Source organism: Clostridium sp. 1001283B150225_161107_B6, assembly GCF_015556325.1.
Lineage (GTDB): Bacteria > Bacillota > Clostridia > Lachnospirales > Lachnospiraceae > Enterocloster.
The window spans coordinates 263,831-285,303 of record NZ_JADNMD010000002.1; the positions used below are offsets into that span (position 1 = coordinate 263,831).

Genomic DNA, 21,473 nt, shown 5'->3' on the forward strand with positions numbered 1-21,473 from the left:
GGAGGCGCGAGGACATGAGCAGCGTGGAGAATGAGACAGGAGCGACTGGGACGGTGCGGGAGTTTTTGGAGAGACATCCCGAAGAACCTGTATTTATGATGACGCCTGGTGGATATGTGTATTTGGTCCCGGAGCAGATAGGGAATCTTTTGGCGGGTCAAGCCGTCCAAGGAAATCCCTATAGTTGGAGGGAATGTGTCCAAATCAAGGCGGAGGAACTTTTACAGCAGAAGGTGAAGTCAATGAACCATGCGGATGGCACCTGGTATGTGTTGACGCGATTAAATGAGCCGGAAGTGATTCCTGCCAGAACCAGTGAGGAGGGAATGGTGTGTCGCATTTAAAGAAGATACTTGCCGGACAAGACGGGGAAGGGTACATTGATGTGGCAGTTTTAATCCTGTGTGTGATGCTGGTCCTTGCTCTTTCTGTAAAGATTCTGCCAGTATTTATAGCAAAACAGCAGCTGGATACCTTTGCGACAGAGCTTTGCAGGGAGGCGGAGATTGCGGGCCAGATTGGGAACGAGACGAACCGGAGGGCGGCTGCCCTCAGAGAGAAGACAGGACTTAACCCCGAGATCCATTGGTCAGCCAGTGGTCGGATTCAGCTCAATGAGGAAGTAACCGTGCAGCTGACCTGCCGCTATGATCTGGGGCTGTTTGGAGGACTTGGTTCCTTCCCCGTCACCCTGCGGGCTGCAGCAACCGGAAAGTCTGAGGTGTATTGGAAATGAAAAAATGGCTGGTGTGTTTGAAAGATAAACGTGGGACTGCGTTCCCTCTGGTAATCGCGGTGACTCTGGCCTGCCTTTTGATTCTGTGCGGAATCATGGAATTTTTCCGTCTGAGCCTGATTGCCTCTGGGGTAAAGGAAGCCCTGCAGGATGCAGTGGTTGTGGTGGTAAATGACAACTATGCCAATGTATATCATGGGGTACGGGAAGGATACTCAGGAGGATATTATACGGAAGGATACGGCTTTGAGGAATCGGTGGATACCGGGGATATTTATTACCACTTGGGTGAAACTCTGGGAACCCGGCGGGAGGGAGGAAAACGTGTAAAATATACCGGAGGTGCCCTGGAGTACAAAATAACTGGGCTGGACGTTACAATCCGCAATGCACCCCTGGCACCCTCCGACCCTGCAAATGCTCAACGGTTTGAAGCAGATGCCGTGGTCTGGCTGGAGGTTCCGGTGCGATTTGCAGGGAAGACATTTCCTCCCATGAAGATGAAAATTAAGGTACAGGCGGGTTATATTGAAGTATTCTGAAAAATAGGGGAGAAAGAGGGGGGAATGGGAAAAGTCGCTGGACTTTTAGAGAGGGTTACTGTATGCTATGTCGTACAAAGATAAAAGTATGAGGAGGCGTAATCAATGAAACTGAATGAGCGAATGAAGCGGCGGCTGGCTGTCCTTGGTTGCGTGGTCGTGGGAGCTGTATTGATTGCAGCAATCGGCAGCCAATTCAGAGGAAAGGCACAGGGAGGCAATCAGTCGGAGGAGCAGACAGAACAGACGGAAGCGGTGACAGTAGTGGTAATACCGACTGAGACAACAGAGGCAGCAACAACAGAGGAAGAAACAGAGACAAGCAAACCGCATATCATGGTGAGAACCGAACCGGCAACGGAACCTTCCAGAGCAGGGACAACGGAGCCAACAGCGGCTCTGCCGGCACAGACGGACCGGACGGAACAGGCTGTGCAGCCGGCTCCAGAAAAACCAACTGCTCCTCCAGAAGAGGTGTTAAAAAATCCTACCCAAAAGCCGGATGGAGAGTCCGTAGAAGGTACTCTGGAGGCCATGCCTCATGAGGAGGTGGTGCAGCCCAGCGAGGCACCCACACAAGCTGGGGAGCCGCAGTATGGAGACACACAAAATGGGAAGATTTATGTACCGGGATTTGGCTGGATTGATGAGATTGGTGAAGGGCAGGGAACGGTAGCTGAGGATATGTATGAGAATGGAAATAAGATTGGCATTATGGATTAAAAGGATTGTGACGAGACACCGCTTCGGCGGTGTTTTTTCTTTGAAAATGTGTAGGAATGGGGCAAAGATACTGGCTGTGCTGGCAATGGCTTTGATGCTTATGTCTCCTCTCACTGCATATGCAGTCGGGGAAGGGAATCTGGATGGAGGCGGCGGGTCCATGGGACAGGGAACCTCACAGAACAAGTGGACGCCCGGCATGGAGGGCGTGAGGGTGACGGTCATCTTGGCGGATACCAGGACCCCGGTGACACAGCCCATTGACTTTACTAATAAAAGGCCGACCAATATCCAGCTGCACTTTAGGAAGGTTAGCAAGCTGTCCTATAACAAAAGGACTGCGCTGAGTGCAAGCGGTGAGGCTTATACGTTCGTAAATCCGAGACAGTCCCTGCCGCGGATCATCAGCTCCCAGAGTCTTGGTGCGGCCAGTATTGAGGCGATAAAAAGCTATTTTACTGACGAGCAGGTCATCCGTAGCATTGCGAACCTGACAGGAATGGACTTTGAAGTGCTGACAAACGGCAAGTATAAGCTGATGCTGGAACCGATTGCCTACGTTGTGTTTCAGGGGGTGAACGTGGCAATGACTGCCACGGAAGCTGCCCTGTATGATCAGACGGTAAACGGCGCTATGCGGGCAATGCTCCCTACGGTTGCATTTCAAAATCTGCCTCTGTCCATGTTTTTGGAGACCGCAGATTTAGGCTATCCTGCCTGGAGCGGACCAAAGTCTGGTGTGCGCTCCAACCGGGAAATCATCACGTCCCTGGGGCTGGGAATTGTGCGTTTTAATGAGACAACCACGCCGCCAGCCGTGGATGCATTTGACTATGAGTACCGGGTGAATACGGAAGTTATCACCGCTGTGACTGTAAGAGGAGGCCAGTCAGATCCGGATCACCCGGTCTCGGTTACCTTCCGGGTGGCCGGAAAGACGATGCGCGTGGATCACGTATATTATCCGGATGGGGACAGTCAGATTGCCTGGATTCGCTGGACCACACCTTCCACACCGCAGACCATGACCATACATGTCACGGTATCCGGCGGGGGAAGGACCGACAAAAACACGATTACAGCCAATATCGTAGACTTGAGTAAGAATCCTCCTCCGGATCCTAATGCGGATGATCGGAATGACGGATTTACAATCCTATCAGTTCCAAGTAGGGAACAGGTGACGAGAGCCGATTGGGGTGTGTGGAGGCCATGGTGGTATTCTTACTGGGTCTGGCACAGTGGTGACGATGATGACGATGGATATTGGTGCGACCATGCGCGCTTCGTTTTCAGTTAATCTGTGTAGAAATGCACAATAAAGCTGAACAGATTTGCAAAGGAAATCTGAACTCTGTATTTGAATCGGCAGGTGTAATTCCTGCCTGACCTCGTGTGAGAGGTGACAAAATCTCTAATACTCCGACATGCGCTGGCAGGCAATGAGTCCAGTGTATGAAGCTCGGTGAAGAGCGGTAAAAACGCCTGTGATGGGGCAAGTAACCGCGGGGGCTAAAAAACAGTCATGCTTAGTATGTCGAAAGGCTGACGAATACTTGAACGTACAGCTCGTAACACCAAGGATACCAAAATAAGAAGGTATTTGCCCCGAATGGGGTACTGTCGTTGGACGGCATCTGTGGTCGTCCCGTCCAACAGAAAACCATAGGGAAACCGTGGTCGAATGTCTTTAGCAAGCGTCACACCGGTTAAAGATGGCAGTCGGGCTACAGAGTAGAGCTAAAACTGTTATATAAAGCTAGAATGCAGGGAACGAAGGAACCGCAGCAGAGAACGGTAAGTCGTTAAAAGAGTTATTGCACTCGCTCTAACAGGTAGGAAATGGCCTGTGAAGCTGTGGGACGGCAGCCCGTAGTAGTGAGGAAGCATCGTAATGGGTGTGGAGCGAAGGGGCATAGTCTGTACAGGAATCGCAACTGTATAGATGGAGCGCCGTGTGAGGGGAAACTCTCACGCACGGTGCGAACCGGGGGAAAAGCCCTCTGACTGCCTGTTCGCAATATGTGGACAGGTAAAAGATGTGGCTTACCTATCGGTACGGCTGGTGGGAATTCGATTATGACCGTTACCATGCCAGTCTATCTGCCGAGATGAAAATCCATCCAGATGAGAAATCCCCGACCGCTTCCGGAGATACACTGAAGTCAGGATATGGCATCCAGGAGACAGTGACAGCAGGGGTGAGCACCAATCAAAGCCATGCAGTGACAGAAGCCCAGAATGCTATCACATACTTTCCAGAATTTGATTATCAGAACTACTGGCGTGTACTGGAGCGGATGGGGCGGGGATACCAGACACGGTTTGGGTTTGAGGAAAACCCATTCAGTACCTATGGGCGGAGGACACATTTTCTGCCGATCTGGTATCCCGATGGCAGATACACGCCCTATACCTGGCTGATTGACTGCTGGACGCCGGCGGGGATGCTGTCTATGAATCTGACGGATTCGGTCCAGGTGCGAGGGAATCTTTGGCAGGATTGGCATATTTCGCCTCAGAAACCGAGGTAGGATAACGGTTTTTAGGGTATAAAAATAGGTAAATAAAGTGAGGGCTGCAGGATTTCTGCGGCTTTTTCCATATGAGAGGAGAGCCATATGAAAAAGTTTAAATGGATGATTGCACTGATTGTTGTTTTACTTCTGACTACCATGTTTGGAATGACTGCCTTTGCAGCTAACACTGGGAACGTAGCAGGAGCAGTGGAAAGCACCTGGAAAGCGGCCTCGTCCCAGATCAAGACGGTGGTCAACAACGTGGTGTTCCCGGCGATTGATCTGGTATTGGCGTTACTATTTTTCATCAAAGTAGCTACTGCCTATATGGATTACCGAAAGCATGGTCAGATTGAATGGACTCCGGCCGCTATTTTGTTTGCAGGGCTGGTATTCAGTCTATTTGCTCCGATGTATGTGTGGCAGATTGTTGGAATCTAAGAAGTGAAATAAGATTTTGTTTGGAATAAGGATATGGGAGGAAGAAGAATGGGGTGCTGGGGAATCACGGCATTTGAGTCGGATGAAGGTCTGGATGCGATAGATTTTATCAGGGAGAGTCTTCCGGAGAATGGTAAACTGGAGCTTGAAACATTGCTGGAAGCCCTGAAGCGAGACTCATGGAATGCGCCTCCGGATGTAGAGATGGCAGGGGCCCACACCAGTGTGATGGCGTTGGCGGAATTGATGTTGAAGTTTGTAGATAGGGCTGTCAAGAGCCTGGACGATGAGGAGGACTGGAATACGGAAGAGCATAAGTTTTGTTCAATCACTTCTTTCACCGCATCCAGAGAAACGGTCCATTGGATTCGGAACTATATTTTTGACACACTCCATGCTATAAAGAAATATGCTGAGTCCCAAACAGGGGATGGTGCGAAATGGGGAGGCTGGTTTGAGGAAAAGAATTGGATTGACTGGCAGGAGCATATGGCGGAACTGGTCAGCCGTCTGGATATATTTCTCGAATCTTCAGAGGCCGAAATAGAGCTGATTCCATTACAAAGTCCAGAGGATCAGGAGATGGAAAATAACAGAGAGGCGGAATGGCCTTTACAGAATAAACTTGGACTGTGAGGCACAATGGGATGTCAATTGCAGAAAATCAGGAGAAAGATATGGTATCAAATGACAGACAGGATAAGTTACTGATGGAAACGTGTATTAAGCATTTGACCCAATACGCAGCTATGATCAAAACGAACCAAGGAGCGCAAAGCGATGAGAGCATTGGTCGGTTGAGGAAAATGATCGGGGAGATGGAGGCATATTGGGATTTAAGTGATCGAAGGGACCGTGAAGAGCAGTTTGACAAAACGCTGCAGCGTGCAGTCCAGACGGGCAGGACGAATCGGATATCAGAGGAACAGAAAATTGCCGCTGTGAATGGATTATACCGTTATGCGAGTGAAATGGTTTCCGCACAAGGTGTGGAGGCGGCAGAGCGGGTGAAAGAGGTTCAAGCGGTTATCAGGGAATTGGCAGATGGATGGGACATGGATAAAGCATGGGCGGCTCATCTGTGTTCCCTCATTGGGAGTATGGCAGGATATAAAGAACAGCCGCCATCAGAAACAAGGGAAGAGAGCCGCTTTTTTAAAGACATTTCAGCCGTGGCTGAGAAAATGGGGTTTGAGGTAAAAGGAGTAGAGAACGGATTGCTGCAGCTGTATCTGGAGGGAAGCCGTGTGGCGGAGGTTGATGAAAGCGGGAGCATGTTGTACCGTCCTAATCCGAACGTATTCAAACTGATGGATGAGATCGAAGCATGGAAGAGCAGAGAAGAAAACCTGCATATGCAGGACGGACTCCAAATGTAACACAGGCAGGGAGGGACGCTGCTTATGAAATCATTAAACGAACACTTGGCGTATTATGACCCGATGAGGGAATCCAATGAGCGCTATCTGCCGGAGGATCAGGAAACGCTCCGGTACTCCCGGGTATCTGTAATTGCAGATGGAAAAGTAATAGGGGCATCCCTCTATCCGGATCACGTACTGGATATGGCATTTTTAGAAACACCTTTTATGAGGCAGATCTGTCGGGATTATCAGTACACAAGGAAGCTGGAAGTCAGGATTGAGTGTTATGAACACAGTGGAGAGGGAGAAGGTCGGGGACTGGTCGGCGGTGAATTTACGCTGTTCTGTCTGGGAGCGTTGGATTTGAAGATAGTATCCACCCGGAACATCTGCTTGTGGGAAGGAGGACGGATGTCCAGTCTGTTCGGGAAAGAGACCGGAAATATGAGGATTAAGAAAGAGGTGATGGTTCGATGTTTATCTGGGACTTCGTAGCGGATACGGTTCTCGGCCAGATCGTGGACTGGATCTATGGCCAGATGATTGGGGTTCTGGGAAATTTTTTCTCGCTCATGGGGCAGATGGGGGCAGAGCTGTTCGAACTGGATTGGATCCAGGCGATTGTCCTGTTTTATTCACAGCTTGCCTGGGTGCTCTATGTGGTGGGACTTGTGGTGGCGGTATTTGAATGTGCCATTGAATGCCAGAGCGGCAGGGGAAGCGTCCGTGATACGGCGCTGAATGCATTAAAAGGTTTTATGGCGGCCGGTCTTTTTTCCGTTGTGCCGGTAGAACTTTACAAATTCAGTGTGTCCCTCCAGGGAGAGATTACCAGAGGAATAACAGGGCTGGGTGGTGATTTCGGTTCCATGGCAGGGAATATCATTGACAGCCTGGCGAACTCGGGAACCCTGCAGGATGCGATGGTCAGCGGGGTGTTCGGTGGGATCAATACAATCACGAATCCAATCCTGATGATTTTTATCCTGTTTATGATGGGGTATTCCACGATTAAAGTGTTTTTTGCCAATCTGAAACGGGGCGGGATTCTGCTGATACAGATTGCGGTGGGAAGCCTGTACCTGTTCAGCGTTCCAAGGGGGTATATAGATGGCTTTACGAATTGGTGTAAGCAGGTAATTGGTATCTGTCTGACTGCTTTTTTACAGGCCACGATGCTGATTGCCGGCCTGATGGTGCTGAGCAAGAATGCCCTTCTGGGGCTGGGGATTATGCTGGCGGCAGGGGAGGTGCCGAGGATTGCCGGACAGTTTGGATTGGATACCAGTACCAGGGCAAACCTGATGAGCAGTGTGTATGCGGCCCAGAGCGCGGTGAATCTGACCAGGACCATTGTACAGGCAGCGGCGAAATAGGAGGAACTGATTGGAGAGCAGGATGATTTATATCTGTTCCCCCTATGCGGGGAATACAGAAGAAAATATAGCATTTGCAAGACAGGCATGCGGTTATGCCATCCGGCAGGGAGCGGTTCCTCTGGCACCCCACCTGTTATATCCACAGATACTGAATGATTCCGTGCCGGAAGAGCGGGAGACAGGAATCCGCCTTGGGCTGGAGATGCTGGAGCGGTGTGAGGAACTTTGGATATGCGGGGACCGGATGTCGGCGGGAATGAAGCGGGAAGCGGCATATGCCAAAGCCAGGGGGATTCCGGTGCGCCGGATTCCTGTATGTGAGATCATGGGAAATCAAACGGTTCAGGAGATGGGGGAAGCTATAAGGGAAGGGCCGGATACCAGCCAATCGCACCAGAAAAATGTCCAGTTTGGGATGTGACCGCGGGAAGGAGGTGGAGTTCTTGCACTTATATTTTCATACCAACACAGAGATGGCACTGTATTATATCAAGGCGTTATTGCGGGATGGGGATGAGCATCCCATGTCGGAAATCTATGATTATGTGATGGAAAACTGTAAAGGCCATGCCGTGATGGGGGAGCCGATGCGTGCAACGGTCATATCTTCGGCGCTCTGGCGGCTGGCGCATACGGACGGAAGCGGTTACTGCCGTCTGCGAAGAGGCGTGTATCAGATGGGGGACCCGAAAAAAACCATGAAGGAGACGCCGTCCATTTATGAACGGGCCATCCGAATTGTAAGCAGGGCGGAGCGGGAGCTGGCAGGCAGTTTCTATGTGAACCTGGACCAGGGATTGGATTTAAAAACATCCATCGAGGCCCAGAACACTGGCCGGGAGGTGCTTGACAAGTTGGGACAGATTAAGGCGGAACTGGCGGCCATGCAACAGGAATTTACAAACGAAATGGAGTGTGGACAGGACCAGACGTCCGGTATGTCCATGGAACTGTAGGAGGTGGAGGATGTATATTTACCCGGAACATTTGAAGGCAAGGGCTGTCATGTGGCTGTGGCAGCTTCGGGATCTGACCGTGATTGGGGTGGGAGTATTGTTTTCTGTGCTTGCGGCGGTCCAGACCGGGGTGATTATCCCGGCGCTGATTACGGCTGCCTATGCCTTTTTAACCATCCGTTTTGAGGATACCAGTATCCTGGATTTTATCAGCTATGCCTGTGCTTATTTTTTCAGGCAGCAATTTTTTGAATGGAGGATGACCAGATGAGCAGAAAAGGGAAACGGGAGGGGAAGACAACAGCTAAACAAAGGCTCTCCACCAGGCAGCTGATGAACACTAGGAGGATTACAGAGTACAGCCTGGAGACCTATGACGGGGATGAACTGGTGTACTTCATGATTCGCCCCACCAACCTGTCGGTCTTATCAGAATCCAGTGTAGGGGCAAGGGTGTATGCCCTGATGAATGTGCTCAAGGGTGTGGCGGAGATTGAGATGCTGTGCTTGAACAGCCGGGAAAATTTTGAGGAGAACAAGGGATTTCTGCGTAGGAGGGCGGAAGAAGAACGCAATCCGGTCATCCGCCAGCTGCTGGAGCGGGATCAGATTTTCTTAGACCGGATTCAGGTACAGATGGCAACGGCCCGTGAATTTTTAATCCTGATCCGGCTTAGGAATCAGAAGGGGAAAGATGTGTTTTCGTATCTGGACCGCATTGAAAAATCCCTAAAGGAACAGGGATTTGATTCCAGACGGGCGGATGAGGAAGACATTAAACGGATTCTGGCAGTGTATTACGAGCAGAACGTGACCAGTGAGAAGTTCGAGGATTTTGATGGGGAGCGGTGGATCATTCCGGATGATTAAAGGCGGGAGGCTGAAGAAATTTCAATAGGAATCGTAAAGCCAGCCTTGATGGGAACAGTAAATTGATGGTTACGATTCAATCAAACTGTGGTATACTGTAAAAGAAATGCAATTATCGTGAGAAGGAAGGAGTGGATTGTTTGAATTACCCGGAATTATTGAGAAAAAGGGATTTATACCAGTCTGGCAGGGCGTCCATCCCAGAGTTGACGCTGCAGTCCTACGAGCAGGCGTTTGAGATAGAATATACCCATAACTCTACCGCCATTGAGGGAAATACCCTGACTCTTATGGAGACAAAGGTGCTGTTAGAGGATGGGATTACCATAGGCGGAAAGAGGCTGCGGGAGATTTATGAGACCGTCAACCACCAGAAGGCATACCGCTATGTGAAGGAGTGTATCGCAAAGGAGCAGCTTCTGGATGAAAAAATCGTTAAGGATATCCATGCACTGTTGATGGAGAATATCTTTGTGGGAGGGATTTACCGGAACGTAGACGTGTACATTTCCGGAGCGCAGCATACCCCGCCATCACCTGGTGAAATGTACCGGCAGGTCAAAGATTTTTATGCCGATCTCATATGGAAGGGGAAAGAAATGAATCCCATTGAACTGGCGGCATGGACCCACGCTGAGTTTGTGCGAATCCATCCTTTCCCGGATGGCAATGGGAGGACCTCACGTCTGATTATGAACTATCAGCTTTTGGCAAATGGATTTCCTGCTGTGTCTATCGCAAAAGAGAACCGGCTGGATTATTTCAATGCCCTGGAAGCCTATGCGGTAGAGGGTAATCTGGTCCCGTTTGCAGAAATGGTTGCAGGTTTGGCCGACCAGCAGCTGGACCGCTACCTGGGCATGATGGAGCCTTCGCAGGACATGCAGCAGAATCCAAAGATGTAACAACAGAAGAACAAAACGGCATGACGCCGGATGCAGAGATGTGTCCGGCGCTTTTTTTGCGCCAAAATCAAGGAGGGAGAACGTTGAAACATGCAAAAACCACCCCGGTGGCGGAAAAGGAGGACGTACGCATCCAGGAATTTCTGGACATGATTGCGCCCTCCGTCATCAAGTTTGAAACTGACTACTTCATCTGTGGCAACACATACCGCTGTGTCTGGGCGCTGAGGGAGTACCCGACTTCCACAGAGGAGCAGGCAATCTTAAAACGGCTGGGAGAAAAGGATGGGGTCACTTTAAAGATTTATACCCGCCATGTCAGCGCAGCGGAGGAGAGGAAAATCATCAGCAATGCCGCCAGTAAGAACCGGCTGAATCAGTCCAGTACCAATGATTTGCAGCAGACGGTCCAGGCGGAGAGCAATCTCCAGGATGTGGCGATGATTGTGGCAAGGACCCACCGCAACCGGGAACCGCTCCTGCATACGGCTGTTTACATGGAACTGACCGCCAATGAATACGACCGCCTGAAGCTGTTACAGACGGAGGTGCTGACCGAGCTTATTCGTTCAAAACTGAACGTGGACCGGCTTCTCCTGCGTCAACAGCAGGGCTTTCAGTGTGTGATGCCAAGTGGGAGAAATGTGTTCCGGGATCAGTTTGAGCGGGTTCTGCCGGCCAGCAGTGTGGCAAATCTCTATCCCTTTAATTACAGCGGAAAGACGGATCCCCATGGTTTTTATGTGGGGCGGGATAAGTTTGGGAGTAACATTCTGGTGGATTTTAACCAGAGGGCGGACGATAAGACCAACGGTTCCATCCTCATCCTGGGCAACAGCGGCCAGGGAAAGTCCTATCTGTTAAAGCTGCTCCTGTGCAACCTGCGGGAAGCCGGACTGGATGTCATCTGCCTGGATCCGGAAATGGAATATGAGGACCTGACCAACAATCTTGGGGGCTGTTTTATCGATCTGATGGGCGGCCGTTTTTTGATTAATCCCCTGGAGCCAAAGGTATGGGATGAAGGGGAGGGCCCGGAGGATCCGGATGCGCCGGAAACCTTCCGGATCCGGAGCCGGCTGAGCCAGCATATCAGCTTTTTAAAAGACTTTTTCCGCTCGTATAAGGACTTTACGGACCGGGAGATTGACGTGATTGAGATTATGGTCCAGCGCCTCTACGCCAAGTGCGGGCTTACGGATGAGACGGATTTTCAGAGGCTGGGCTCAAAAGATTACCCCACCCTTTCCGAACTGTACGAACTGATTGAGGCGGAATATAAAGGATTTGACAGCAGGGAGCGGCAGTTGTATACCGCGGAACTGTTACAGAACATCCTTCTGGGGCTCCACTCCATGTGCAGGGGACCGGAAGAAAAGTTTTTCAACGGCCATACCAATATCACGGATTCCAGCTTCGTTACTTTCGGTGTAAAAGGGGTCCTGCAGGCCAGCCGGAACCTTCGTGATGCCCTGTTGTTTAACACCCTTTCGTTCATGAGCAACCGGCTTCTGACGGTAGGGGATACGGTGGCAGGACTGGATGAATTTTACCTGTTCCTATCCAACCTGACAGCGGTGGAGTATGTCCGAAACTTCATGAAACGTGTGAGAAAGAAAAACTCCTCTGTGATTCTGGCCAGCCAGAACCTGGAGGATTTTAATATTGAGGGGATCCGGGAATATACCAAGCCGCTGTTCTCCATTCCCACCCACCAGTTCCTGTTCAATGCAGGGGCTGTGGACGAGAAGTTTTATACGGATACCCTGCAGTTAGAGGCGAGCGAATTCAGCCTGATCCGCTATCCCCAGCGCGGTGTGTGTCTCTATAAATGCGGGAATGAGCGTTACAACCTAATGGTGACGGCGCCGGATTATAAGGCAAAGCTGTTTGGAAAGGCAGGCGGACGATGAGCCGGGAGGTGGTTCCATGGACATGAAACAGCAGCGGTTTGGGATTGAGATTGAGCTGACGGGGATCGCCAGGAAACGTGGGGCGGAGATTGCAGCTGCCTATTTTGGCACCCAGTCCTACTATGAAGGAACTTATTACGACACCTATGTTGCGCTGGATTCCCAGGGCAGGGAATGGAAATTCATGAGTGACGCCAGCATAAAACCGGAGAGAAAAGAGGGAAAGAGCCGCGTGGCAGCCAGTGACAGCTATAAAACCGAGATGGTGAGCCCCATCTGCCGTTATGAGGATATCGAGACCATACAGGAACTGGTGCGGAAGCTGCGGGAGGCAGGAGCCCTGGCGAATTCCAGCTGTGGGATCCATGTGCATATCGATGCCTCATCGTTTGACGCAAGGACTCTGCGCAACATCACTAATATCATGGCGGCAAAGGAGGATTTGATCTATAAGGCGTTGCAGGTATCTGTGGCCAGACAGAATCGCTGGTGTAAACCGGTGGAGGAGCGTTTTTTGGAGGAACTCAACCAGAAGAAACCGGGGACACTGGAAGAAGTGAGACACATCTGGTACAACGGGGCCAGCCGGCAGCGGGATCATTATGATGAAAGCCGTTATCATTGTCTGAACCTTCATAGTGTGTTCCAGAAAGGGACTGTAGAGTTTCGATTGTTTAACGGGACGACTCATGCAGGTAAAATCAAGGCATATATTCAGCTCTGCCTGGCTATCGGGGCCCAGGCCCTCAACCAGACCAGCGCCAGCCGGAGGAAAACGCAGACAACCAATGAGAAATATACCTTCCGTACCTGGCTGCTTCGGCTGGGATTAAACGGGGATGAGTTTAAGACAGCGCGGCTTCACCTGCTGAAACATCTGGATGGCTGTATTGCTTGGAAGGATCCGGCCCAGGCTGAGGCCCAGAAAGAACGTCTTAGACTGAAACGGGAGAAGGAACAGCAGATGCGGGAGGAGAGGGGGACCTTTGGATCAGAATCAGACAATGAATCAGAAATAAGGGAGCAAGTAATACAGGAAGAAAATATGCACATAGAGGCCGAGGCACAGTCCCCGGTCTTTTCTATGATGACAGGAATGTAAAGGAGAAACAGGAATGGCAAGAAGGACAGGAAAAAATGCAACACAGGAGCGGCTGTACATTGCTTACGGCAGCAACTTAAATCTTCCCCAGATGGAGCGGCGCTGCCCGACTGCAAAGGTGGTGGGAACCAGTGAAATCAAAAACTACGAGCTGTTATTCCGTGGTGTGGCTACTGTGGAGCCGAAGGAAGGAGCGAGTGTTCCAATTCTGTTATGGAAGATTGAGACTCTCGATGAGGCTGCATTGGACCGGTATGAGGGCTGGCCTCATCTGTACCGGAAGGAGATGATGGATGTAGAGCTGGAAGGAAAAAGTGTCTCCGCTATGGTTTACGTGATGAATGACGTGCGCTTTCTCGGGATGCCCTTGGAATCCTATTACAAGGTAATTGAGGAGGGATACCAAACAGCCGGATTCGATACGGCTGTGCTGGAACATGCCCTGGAGCGGACAGAGGAGCGAATGAAACAGGAGGAGTCCCAGTATCACCAGCAGCGTTTTCATGATCTGGACGGCTTTCATTTATAAGGCAAGCAAAAAAGCTGCTCATACAGCGGCAGCTTTGCGCGTTAATCATTCTGATTTTCAGCAATCGTAATCGTTTTAAGATAGGCACCCAAAAGTTCCTTGAGTTCCGGAAGATACTTTCCATCCAGACCGGAAAGCATGTCTGTGATGGCGCTGACATCGGTGACCTGTTCGGTTCCGAACAGGATATAGTCGGCAGAGAGTCCAAGTACACGGGCTAGCCTTCCCAGCAATGCAACGGAAAAGCCCCGGTCACCGCGCTCAATATCGGAAAGAAAGGAATTGGATATTTCGGAAAGCTCAGCCAGCCGTTCCCGGCTATAACCAAGGGCTTTCCTCTGGCGGCGGATGCGCAGGCCGATTTCCTTTGCGTTGTTTTCAGTCATATGTTCACCCCGTTTCATACACGATATCAACAGTTTAACCTACTTTATTGCACATATACAGCGTGTTAATCGGTTGAATAAAACCGATATAATGTATAACGGAGAACGGATATAGCGACACATGGAAGGAGCGTGCCGGTTTTATCCCTGCCATCTTAAAGCGAAGAAAAAAATAGAGTAGAAAGGAGAGAAACGATATGGCAGCTCCAGCGGCGCTTCTTGCTGTCAAGGCGGCAGTAGCTGTGGCGGTGGATAAACGTGGGAGGAATGTGATTGCCTCGGTTGTGGCGGCGGTTCTGGTACCGTTTGTTTTAGTGATCATTATGCTGTTAAGCATTATGGACGGGACCAGCTCCCATAACGTGTCTGCGGTTGACCAGGTGTTCCGGGACGGAATCATTTCCAGCCAGGTGCCTGAAGAATACCGGAAGTACATTGTGGACATGCGGACCAGCTTTACCTCCCTGGAGGATTTGATCGCAGGGATCGATCATGTGGAAGATGGGGAACTGGATACGGAACGAATCAAATCTGTTTTTTATGCCATGTATTTTGGCAGCGCACAGCCGTCACTCTTGGCACAGAAAGAATTTGTGGACTGCTTTGTGGAGTACGAGGAGCGGGAGGATGAGGACGGGGATTCCTACACGGCGGCTATCCCTATCACAGACCTCAGCACTGTGTATGATAACATCAGGCAGCGCCTGGGGCTGGAAATCGGGGCAGAGCAGGAGGCAAATGCCCAGAGAATCTATACCGTTGCAGTATACGGTTCGGCTGTTCCGGGAGGGATGATGGCCGGAGCTGCCATGGGAGATGGCAGCTACCAGGCACTGTTTACAGAGGCAAGCAAGTACATTGGATTTCCTTACCGGTGGGGCGGTTCAAACCCGCAGACTTCCTTTGACTGCAGCGGTTATATCTGTTGGATTTATACCCAGTCCGGAGCGTACCAGCTGCCACGGACATCAGCCCAGGGAATCTTTGACCAGTGCGCTGTGATTCCAAGGAAGGAAGCGAAGCCGGGGGATCTGGTGTTCTTCACAAAGACCTATGCTTCCTCTACTCCGGTCAGTCATGTCGGCTTGTATGTTGGCGGGAATCAAATGTTACATTGCGGGGATCCCATCGGTTATGCAAACATTGATTCCAGCTATTGGCGCAGCCATTTTTATGCATTTGCCAGACTTCCGGCCGCTTAGGTGTTGAGTAACTGATAAAGTTGCAAAAAAGATTGATAATTTACAATAAAAAATGATAAAAGCTGTTTCAACAAAAAAGTGACAAATGGCTTGATAAAAACAGTATGAAAAAGACAATTATGTTTGATAATGCAGGGCCGTTTCTGAAACGCATATCTGCTTGAAACAAATATTTTAGAGTGAGCACGTTTAAGTATAGCTTTGCTTTTATGCCGGATGAAATCAAACGGTATTTTATCAAACATAATTGTAAAAATTGTGCTGGAAATTATCAGTTTTAATTGTAAACAGACATTGGGTTTGATTGCTTTTCGCGAATATCTTTGGTGGTTTTATGTATCGACTTGTGAATCAGTATAAGATATGTTGGCTGGTAAAAGGAGGTGAGGAATCATAAATGAGCTGGAAGAGCAGGCAAAAAACTGATGGCAACGCGTGTTCGGGAAGTCAGAGATGAATACAGGATGAGCAGGTCCAAGACCTATGATTTACAGGTGAAGGAGCATGTGGCAAGAATGGACCGCATCCTTCATTCACTGTCAGATGAGGACCACGAATGACTGGACAATCAGCTGCTTGATAAGTTCTGCATATGCGAGACGGAATGCCGGGAGTTATATATGGCCGGTTTCCGGGATGCCATGCGTTTGCTCATGACGATTGGTCTTTAACAAACAGAATATGAATCGGAGTAGGGCCGCTATGGATAGTAGCATAGCGGCCTGTTCTGATTGTGAAAACTTTGAAGTCACATACTCATGAAAGGGGAAGTCGGAATGAAAAATACTACATTGACGCTGACCTTCAACACGGAGCGGCTAGATGCCCTGACCTATCATATGGGCAAAAAGGAAGCGGATCTGAAGGAGGAGTTAGGCGATTACCTGCAGAAGATGTATGAGAAATATGTGCCGCAGGCCACCCGGGAGTACCTGGATGACAGGATTTCCAGGGAAGGAGCAGCAAAGCCGGCCAGGCCGAGACGGCAGGCAGAAGAGAGCCATGCAAGGAATCAGACGTGCCAGGAATTGGGACAGGCGGGCAGTGTATGAGGTATCAGGATCAGCATGGCAATGAGATTACCGAGGGCATGTATCTCCGGTTTGAGGATGGCAGTGTAGAGCAGGTCTATGCCTGCCAGACAGGAGATGAGAGCGATCTTGGGATTAATGCCAGCAATGAAGCCTATCTGCAGGCTCACGGTTTGGGGGATTTTCCCCATGAATTATACCCGCTTTCCGAGTTTGATCTGTCAGAAGTGGAGATTTGCGAGCCGGAGCTGGAACTGCGGCAGCCTGGCATGATGGGATAGAGCATCCATTCCGGGAACGTGAGCCTGTATTTGGCCGTTTGTGCCGCTTTGGCAGGCGGAGTGGGACTGGGATACCCCGGCAGGAATGACGGCCTTGTTGGGCCTTTGTAGCCGGAGGTTATACGGACAGGTAGCTGCAGGACTGGTTGGGTCGAAAGTGGTGCAGGTTAAAGGGGTTATGCTGCTTTTGCAGCCTAACCCCGAGAAACACCGGCCGGCAAAGCCGTCCGGAGATTCTGGTTTGAATACTTTGTTGGCGATAAGAGGAAAATATGGTGCTGATGGGGCAAGAAAATGGCGTAAGTACAGGGAAGCTGCGGCATTTTTATGATTACCGAAGGAGGGGAGGAACTGGAGGAGGAAACAAAGAAGGTGCGCATAGGCGTTTACATGGAGAAGGAGTTGGTAGACCGGGCCGATGAGCTGTTGAATTTTGCCGGAGCCCGCTCCAGAAATGAGTTCGTGGCGGAAGCGGTAAAGTTTTATATCGGATATCTTCATTCTAGAAAAGCGGAGAACTATCTGCTTCAGACATTATCTTCCGTCCTCACCGGTACGGTACATGACAGTGAAAATCGTCTGGCCCGGATGGATTTTAAACTGGCAGTGGAGTTGTCCAAGCTGGCGCATGTGATCGCGTATTCCCATGACGTGGATGAGGAAGCGCTGCACAGACTGCATGTGAAATGCGTGGAGGAAGTAAAGCGGATCAATGGTGCGATTGAGTTCGAGGATGCTTATCGGTATCAGAAACGGGAAGTTTAAGTAATGATAAAATAAAAAGAATGATACGAGAGAAGATTCAATATGGCACAGGATCAGAGGATGGAGGTTATCATCCACCGGTTAGCGAGAGAGGCGTTGCAGAATCGGAGAGCCGAAGCCAAAGGATCGGGAGCTGCTGGATGAACTGGAGACATTGGGTACAGAGGTTAAAGCATTGATGGAACAGCTTCCGGCTTTAATCACTTTCAACAGGTCATAGTGGGAGGTGAAAATACAATGAAACAATGGAACTTTATAAGAGGCGGTGCCGGGCTTATGCTGTGCGTGATTCTGATGGCTGGATGTGCAAAATAAATGCCCCTATCCAATGGAAGCAGCGGCGCTGTGGTTCCGGAACATGTTCCGGAGCCGGCTTATATTTCTGATACCTCACCGTCAGACTGTTAGCTCTGCGGGGAGGGGAGGGACTCTGATTCCGGCATATTGGGAAGAAGATAACATTGGAATCATTGACTTAAATCCGTTCTGAATTTCTCATATCAGCATCAATGAATATGATGATCATGGCAGAAGAATTAAAAATGGCTGGAGCGGTTCTAGTTTCAACATGCTGACAACAGGAGAAGATGGTATGTCCGTGTGGGGAAGTACAGACAACAGCCGGGGCTACTATTCCGGGCAGGCCAGTATGAAAAGCCATATAGGTTTGGACTTGGAGGAGGTATCTGGGTTTCTCTGTACCGGCTGCCTCAATACACTGTTGGATGAGTGCTATGATGAAACGTATTACAATCTCGGAATTGTAAATTTTAAAACACGTGAAATCCTTCTGTTGGAGAAGAGGGTGACAGCATTTGTTTTTGATAACTTTTATATAGACTGCAACTATTATGAAGACGAACCGGGAGAGGGTGAATACGGCTTTGATTTATTGATATTTTATTGCCCACCGCGCTATAAGAGTTCATAGAAGGAACATGTTATGCCTAAAATCATTTTTACCAGCCGCTATATGAAGGCTGCACCAGCTGCTCAGCTTGCAAACTATGTGAAATACATCGCTACCAGGGAAGGGGTAGAAAAGATTGATGAGAGCAAGCGGGAACTCCCGGCAACCGTAGCACAGAAAAAACTGATTTCCCAGCTTCTCAAGGATTTTCCAGATGCCAAAAATATGTTAGAGTATGAAGATTTTAAAATACATCCAACAATTGGAACTGCGTCTGAATTTATTTCCACTGTGTTGGAATGGAACCAGGATCAGCTCTCGGACCGGGAGAACTATGTGGACTATTTGGCGAACCGTCCTCGTGTAGAACGTGTGGGAGAACACGGACTTTTTACAGATGTTGGGACTCCAGTGGTGATTTCCAAGGTGCAGGAGGATGTGAAACATCATAAGGGACCGGTATGGACACACGTGGTCAGCCTGCGGAGGGAGGATGCAGCCCGTCTGGGATATGACTCTGGAAAGCAGTGGCGGGAGCTTCTGCGTTCCAAGCGGGCGATGCTCAGCAAACACATGAAGATTGATAGTGAGAACCTGCGCTGGTATGCTGCGTTTCACAATGAAAGCCACCACCCGCATGTTCACATAATGGTGTTCTCTGCGAAAGATAATGATGGATATTTGACGGAGCCGGCGATTGAAGCCATGCGTTCCGAACTGGCTCATAGTATCTTCCGTCAGGATTTTGCAAACCTCTATGAAGAGCAGAACCTAGCTCGCACGGATTTGAAAAAAGAAGCGGAACAGCTGATGAAAGAACTGTTGAGTCAATTGGAACAGGGAGTGCTGGTGAATCCGGAGATTGAAAGACGGATCTGTCAGCTTGCCGACCGGTTGCAAAAAACAAAAGGGAAAAAAGTATACGGTTATCTGAAGGCGGATGTAAAAAAAATAGTAGATCAGATAGTCGATGAGCTGGAAAAAGAACCTGAGGTTGGGAAGCTGTATCAGACCTGGGGAGAATGGAACAATCAGATTTTACAGTTTTACTCCAACAACCCTCCGCCGCTTCCGCCCTTATCAAAACAGCCACAATTTAAAAGTATTAAAAATATGGTGATTGCCGAAGCATTACAGATCGGCAGTCACCATTTTATATTTGATGAGGAACCGGAGGAATTAGAACCAACAGAATTACCGCAAGAGAAAGGGCTGGATGAATTACTGGAAGAAGCGGAGACGTATGAAACATCGGTAGAAATCAACACACCGAAACGGGAAGCCGCTTCAAATACCTATGCCGGAAATCAATCTCATGTTACATGGGGGGATGAGTACCGGGAAGCGCGAAACTGCTTATACGGGAGTGAAGAAGTTGAGCCTGACTTTGCACGGGCATGCCAACTGTTTCAACAGGAAGCAGAAAAAGGAAATGCACTTGCCATGTATGATCTTGCCCGTATGTTTGCTGATGGACTTGGCAGGGAAGCGGATCCTAATGCCGCACAGAATTGGTATGCAAAAGCGATTGCTGCATTTATGGAAGCAGAGTTCTCGGCAAAAGAAAGGCAGAAGTCCTATCTGCAGTACCGGATTGGGAAAATGTATGCGGCAGGTCTAGGTACGGAGCAGGACTATGGAGAGGCAGCGGAATGGTTTGGGAGAGCTGTCAGACAGAATCATAAGTACGCTCAATATTCTCTGGCCGGTCTTTACTATAGAGGACAGGGAGTCGAGCAGGATTACCGGCAGGCACGAAATCTCTATCGCTGTTCCGCAGAGCAGGAAAACCCGTATGCAGGTTATGAGCTGGCAAAGATGTACCGTGATGGAATCGGAGCAGAACCGGATGGACAACAAGCGGCTACTTACTTTGAGGCGGCCTTCCGAGGCTTCCTTGCGTTGGAAAGTAAAAGCCATGATGACAAATTGCAATACCGCCTGGGGCAGATGTTTTATACGGGAACTGGAACTAAAAAAGAGGAAACAAAGGCGGTAGAGTTCTGGCAGAAAGCAGCCAGGCTGGGAAATGCAAATGCTCAGTATTCATTGGCAAGCCATTGGCTGAAAACAGGGACCGGAGATTTACAGCAGGCGTTAGAGTGGATTCAGAAAGCCGTAGAAGGAGAGAATACAGCGGCCATGTATTCCTTGGGGAAACTGTATCTGGAGGGCGAGATGGTTCCACCGGATATTAAACGTGCAATTGAATTATTTGAGAAGGCAGCCATGAAGGGACATGATTATGCAGCGTACCGTCTGGGACGTCTCTATCTGTCGGGAGAGAAGATCAAAAAGAATGTGGAGCTAGCAATGGAATGGCTTGGGCAGGCTGCGGGTGCCAACAATTTATATGCACTTTATACATTTGGCAAGTTGTTCCTTATGGGAGCGGATGTACCGAAAGACATTGAACGGTCCATCTATTACTTCAAACGAGCTGCGGAAGGCGGCAATGAGTATGCAGAGTTTCAGTTGGGGAAGTTGTATCTTCTGGGAGAGGATGTTCCGAAAAATGTAGAGGAAGCGATTACCTGGATTTCCAGTTGCGCGGACCGTGGAAACCAATTCGCCCAGTATGCGCTGGGTAAATTATATCTTTGCGGGCGGGATGTTCCGAGGGATCGGGAAAAAGCCATTTCGCTGTTGGAGGCAGCGGCAGCACAGGGAAATATTTATGCCCAGTTTTTGCTGGATCATCTGGACTCATTCCAGGATCCATCTGTTTTTCTGTCAGCAACTAGGCTTTTGAATCAACTGACTAAGATATTCCAGGAAGAAGAACGGAGAGAGAGAGCAAGGCATATCAGTGTGGATCGAAAAATGCGGCGTAAAATCCGGGAGAAAAAAGTGGCGCAGGGCCATAAGGGAGATGACCATGAGCCGCAGGAACTGTTGTATTAAAAAATAGGAGGTGGG

The 21,473-nt window shown here is 49.6% G+C and carries 25 protein-coding genes and 2 pseudogenes; 26 read left to right on the forward strand and 1 reads right to left on the reverse strand.

The features are described 5' to 3' along the window. Positions 1 to 14: 14 nt before the first annotated feature. The 19 genes and pseudogenes from I2H39_RS06275 (at position 15) to I2H39_RS06370 (ending at position 13,979) form a co-directional block, all read left to right on the forward strand. Positions 15 to 344 (forward strand): hypothetical protein, encoded by a 330-nt coding sequence (locus I2H39_RS06275; protein WP_117634790.1) that lies wholly within the window; start codon positions 15 to 17, stop codon positions 342 to 344. Then, positions 332 to 736, forward strand: coding sequence for a DUF4320 family protein (locus I2H39_RS06280; protein ID WP_117634792.1), 405 nt, complete (start codon positions 332 to 334; stop codon positions 734 to 736). The genes I2H39_RS06275 and I2H39_RS06280 overlap by 13 nt, the downstream gene beginning before the upstream one ends. After that, positions 733 to 1,278: a hypothetical protein gene (locus I2H39_RS06285; protein ID WP_117634794.1), complete on the forward strand. Its 546-nt coding sequence runs from the start codon at positions 733 to 735 to the stop codon at positions 1,276 to 1,278. Before I2H39_RS06280 ends, I2H39_RS06285 begins: the two co-directional genes overlap by 4 nt. Positions 1,279 to 1,383: 105 nt before the next feature. Further along, positions 1,384 to 2,001 carry a DUF6550 family protein gene (locus I2H39_RS06290; RefSeq protein ID WP_117634796.1) on the forward strand — a complete coding sequence of 206 codons (618 nt, stop codon included), beginning with the start codon at positions 1,384 to 1,386 and terminating at the stop codon, positions 1,999 to 2,001. Positions 2,002 to 2,086: 85 nt separating this feature from the next. Next, positions 2,087 to 3,280 (forward strand): annotated as a pseudogene (locus I2H39_RS06295) (hypothetical protein); the annotation flags it as partial. A gap of 778 nt (positions 3,281 to 4,058) precedes the next feature. Then, positions 4,059 to 4,535: pseudogene (locus I2H39_RS06300) on the forward strand (hypothetical protein); the annotation flags it as partial. Between the two features lie 87 nt (positions 4,536 to 4,622). Beyond that, positions 4,623 to 4,961 carry a DUF3852 domain-containing protein gene (locus I2H39_RS06305; protein ID WP_117634802.1) on the forward strand — a complete coding sequence of 113 codons (339 nt, stop codon included), beginning with the start codon at positions 4,623 to 4,625 and terminating at the stop codon, positions 4,959 to 4,961. A gap of 48 nt (positions 4,962 to 5,009) precedes the next feature. Beyond that, positions 5,010 to 5,597 (forward strand): DUF4259 domain-containing protein, encoded by a 588-nt coding sequence (locus tag I2H39_RS06310; protein WP_117634804.1) that lies wholly within the window; start codon positions 5,010 to 5,012, stop codon positions 5,595 to 5,597. Positions 5,598 to 5,758: 161 nt separating this feature from the next. Next, entirely contained in the window at positions 5,759 to 6,340 is a 582-nt protein-coding gene (locus I2H39_RS29075; RefSeq protein ID WP_227146754.1) for a hypothetical protein, read from the forward strand. A gap of 24 nt (positions 6,341 to 6,364) precedes the next feature. After that, the gene (locus I2H39_RS29080) at positions 6,365 to 6,820 is read left to right on the forward strand and encodes a hypothetical protein (protein ID WP_227146756.1); all 456 of its coding nucleotides are present in this window, start codon (positions 6,365 to 6,367) and stop codon (positions 6,818 to 6,820) included. After that, positions 6,799 to 7,701 (forward strand): conjugal transfer protein TrbL family protein, encoded by a 903-nt coding sequence (locus tag I2H39_RS06330; RefSeq protein ID WP_195626098.1) that lies wholly within the window; start codon positions 6,799 to 6,801, stop codon positions 7,699 to 7,701. The genes I2H39_RS29080 and I2H39_RS06330 overlap by 22 nt, the downstream gene beginning before the upstream one ends. Positions 7,702 to 7,723: 22 nt before the next feature. After that, on the forward strand, positions 7,724 to 8,125 hold the full coding sequence (locus tag I2H39_RS06335; RefSeq protein ID WP_117634839.1) for a DUF4406 domain-containing protein: 402 nt from the start codon (positions 7,724 to 7,726) through the stop codon (positions 8,123 to 8,125). 22 nt (positions 8,126 to 8,147) lie between these two features. Then, a complete protein-coding gene (locus I2H39_RS06340; RefSeq protein WP_117634808.1) occupies positions 8,148 to 8,660 on the forward strand; it encodes a hypothetical protein in 513 nt (170 codons plus the stop codon). Between the two features lie 10 nt (positions 8,661 to 8,670). Beyond that, positions 8,671 to 8,931, forward strand: a complete 261-nt coding sequence (locus tag I2H39_RS06345) for a hypothetical protein (RefSeq protein ID WP_002565937.1) — start codon at positions 8,671 to 8,673, stop codon at positions 8,929 to 8,931. Then, on the forward strand, positions 8,928 to 9,530 hold the full coding sequence (locus tag I2H39_RS06350; RefSeq protein ID WP_092361610.1) for a hypothetical protein: 603 nt from the start codon (positions 8,928 to 8,930) through the stop codon (positions 9,528 to 9,530). The genes I2H39_RS06345 and I2H39_RS06350 overlap by 4 nt, the downstream gene beginning before the upstream one ends. A 140-nt stretch (positions 9,531 to 9,670) precedes the next feature. Next, entirely contained in the window at positions 9,671 to 10,435 is a 765-nt protein-coding gene (locus tag I2H39_RS06355) for a Fic family protein (protein ID WP_092361608.1), read from the forward strand. A gap of 149 nt (positions 10,436 to 10,584) precedes the next feature. Next, positions 10,585 to 12,348: a DUF87 domain-containing protein gene (locus I2H39_RS06360; RefSeq protein WP_333492608.1), complete on the forward strand. Its 1,764-nt coding sequence runs from the start codon at positions 10,585 to 10,587 to the stop codon at positions 12,346 to 12,348. Between the two features lie 16 nt (positions 12,349 to 12,364). Beyond that, entirely contained in the window at positions 12,365 to 13,450 is a 1,086-nt protein-coding gene (locus I2H39_RS06365; RefSeq protein WP_117634814.1) for an amidoligase family protein, read from the forward strand. 13 nt (positions 13,451 to 13,463) lie between these two features. Continuing rightward, positions 13,464 to 13,979, forward strand: a complete 516-nt coding sequence (locus I2H39_RS06370; protein ID WP_117634816.1) for a gamma-glutamylcyclotransferase family protein — start codon at positions 13,464 to 13,466, stop codon at positions 13,977 to 13,979. Between the two features lie 41 nt (positions 13,980 to 14,020). Here I2H39_RS06370 and I2H39_RS06375 read toward each other — a convergent pair whose 3' ends face one another. Beyond that, on the reverse strand, positions 14,021 to 14,383 hold the full coding sequence (locus I2H39_RS06375; protein ID WP_347708571.1) for a helix-turn-helix transcriptional regulator: 363 nt from the start codon (positions 14,381 to 14,383) through the stop codon (positions 14,021 to 14,023). A 179-nt stretch (positions 14,384 to 14,562) separates the two neighbouring features. Between I2H39_RS06375 and I2H39_RS06380 the strand changes: the two genes are divergently transcribed. The 7 genes from I2H39_RS06380 to mobP3 all read left to right on the forward strand — a co-directional run bounded on the left by I2H39_RS06380 (position 14,563) and on the right by mobP3 (position 21,458). Continuing rightward, entirely contained in the window at positions 14,563 to 15,567 is a 1,005-nt protein-coding gene (locus tag I2H39_RS06380) for a C40 family peptidase (RefSeq protein WP_117634820.1), read from the forward strand. A 425-nt stretch (positions 15,568 to 15,992) separates the two neighbouring features. Then, positions 15,993 to 16,127 (forward strand): hypothetical protein, encoded by a 135-nt coding sequence (locus I2H39_RS29450; protein ID WP_264469643.1) that lies wholly within the window; start codon positions 15,993 to 15,995, stop codon positions 16,125 to 16,127. A gap of 216 nt (positions 16,128 to 16,343) precedes the next feature. After that, complete coding sequence (locus tag I2H39_RS06390; protein WP_117634822.1) at positions 16,344 to 16,619, forward strand: DUF6103 family protein; 276 nt, start codon at positions 16,344 to 16,346, stop codon at positions 16,617 to 16,619. Then, positions 16,616 to 16,879: a hypothetical protein gene (locus I2H39_RS06395; RefSeq protein WP_117634824.1), complete on the forward strand. Its 264-nt coding sequence runs from the start codon at positions 16,616 to 16,618 to the stop codon at positions 16,877 to 16,879. Before I2H39_RS06390 ends, I2H39_RS06395 begins: the two co-directional genes overlap by 4 nt. A gap of 327 nt (positions 16,880 to 17,206) precedes the next feature. Further along, entirely contained in the window at positions 17,207 to 17,644 is a 438-nt protein-coding gene (locus I2H39_RS06400) for a ribbon-helix-helix domain-containing protein (protein ID WP_118077425.1), read from the forward strand. A gap of 568 nt (positions 17,645 to 18,212) precedes the next feature. Continuing rightward, the gene (locus I2H39_RS06405) at positions 18,213 to 18,575 is read left to right on the forward strand and encodes a hypothetical protein (protein WP_147418943.1); all 363 of its coding nucleotides are present in this window, start codon (positions 18,213 to 18,215) and stop codon (positions 18,573 to 18,575) included. 12 nt (positions 18,576 to 18,587) lie between these two features. Next, a complete protein-coding gene (gene mobP3, locus I2H39_RS06410) occupies positions 18,588 to 21,458 on the forward strand; it encodes a MobP3 family relaxase (protein ID WP_118077423.1) in 2,871 nt (956 codons plus the stop codon). Positions 21,459 to 21,473: the final 15 nt, after the last annotated feature.

Excerpts from the sequence above, each read along its gene's own strand:
- I2H39_RS06370 (WP_117634816.1), top strand. The coding sequence starts at position 13,464 with ATGGCAAGAAGGACAGGAAAAAATGCAACACAGGAGCGGCTGTACATT.
- I2H39_RS06400 (WP_118077425.1), top strand. The coding sequence starts at position 17,207 with ATGATTACCGAAGGAGGGGAGGAACTGGAGGAGGAAACAAAGAAGGTG.
- I2H39_RS06350 (WP_092361610.1), top strand. The coding sequence starts at position 8,928 with ATGAGCAGAAAAGGGAAACGGGAGGGGAAGACAACAGCTAAACAAAGG.
- I2H39_RS06380 (WP_117634820.1), top strand. The coding sequence starts at position 14,563 with ATGGCAGCTCCAGCGGCGCTTCTTGCTGTCAAGGCGGCAGTAGCTGTG.
- I2H39_RS06365 (WP_117634814.1), top strand. The coding sequence starts at position 12,365 with ATGGACATGAAACAGCAGCGGTTTGGGATTGAGATTGAGCTGACGGGG.
- I2H39_RS06290 (WP_117634796.1), top strand. The coding sequence starts at position 1,384 with ATGAAACTGAATGAGCGAATGAAGCGGCGGCTGGCTGTCCTTGGTTGC.
- I2H39_RS06335 (WP_117634839.1), top strand. The coding sequence starts at position 7,724 with ATGATTTATATCTGTTCCCCCTATGCGGGGAATACAGAAGAAAATATA.
- I2H39_RS06305 (WP_117634802.1), top strand. The coding sequence starts at position 4,623 with ATGAAAAAGTTTAAATGGATGATTGCACTGATTGTTGTTTTACTTCTG.
- I2H39_RS06310 (WP_117634804.1), top strand. The coding sequence starts at position 5,010 with ATGGGGTGCTGGGGAATCACGGCATTTGAGTCGGATGAAGGTCTGGAT.
- I2H39_RS29080 (WP_227146756.1), top strand. The coding sequence starts at position 6,365 with ATGAAATCATTAAACGAACACTTGGCGTATTATGACCCGATGAGGGAA.
- I2H39_RS06375 (WP_347708571.1), bottom strand. The coding sequence starts at position 14,383 with ATGAAACGGGGTGAACATATGACTGAAAACAACGCAAAGGAAATCGGC.
- I2H39_RS06405 (WP_147418943.1), top strand. The coding sequence starts at position 18,213 with ATGCTGACAACAGGAGAAGATGGTATGTCCGTGTGGGGAAGTACAGAC.
- I2H39_RS29450 (WP_264469643.1), top strand. The coding sequence starts at position 15,993 with ATGGCAACGCGTGTTCGGGAAGTCAGAGATGAATACAGGATGAGCAGG.
- I2H39_RS06345 (WP_002565937.1), top strand. The coding sequence starts at position 8,671 with ATGTATATTTACCCGGAACATTTGAAGGCAAGGGCTGTCATGTGGCTG.
- I2H39_RS06360 (WP_333492608.1), top strand. The coding sequence starts at position 10,585 with ATGATTGCGCCCTCCGTCATCAAGTTTGAAACTGACTACTTCATCTGT.
- I2H39_RS06395 (WP_117634824.1), top strand. The coding sequence starts at position 16,616 with ATGAGGTATCAGGATCAGCATGGCAATGAGATTACCGAGGGCATGTAT.
- I2H39_RS06275 (WP_117634790.1), top strand. The coding sequence starts at position 15 with ATGAGCAGCGTGGAGAATGAGACAGGAGCGACTGGGACGGTGCGGGAG.
- I2H39_RS06285 (WP_117634794.1), top strand. The coding sequence starts at position 733 with ATGAAAAAATGGCTGGTGTGTTTGAAAGATAAACGTGGGACTGCGTTC.
- I2H39_RS06390 (WP_117634822.1), top strand. The coding sequence starts at position 16,344 with ATGAAAAATACTACATTGACGCTGACCTTCAACACGGAGCGGCTAGAT.
- I2H39_RS06330 (WP_195626098.1), top strand. The coding sequence starts at position 6,799 with ATGTTTATCTGGGACTTCGTAGCGGATACGGTTCTCGGCCAGATCGTG.
- mobP3 (WP_118077423.1), top strand. The coding sequence starts at position 18,588 with ATGCCTAAAATCATTTTTACCAGCCGCTATATGAAGGCTGCACCAGCT.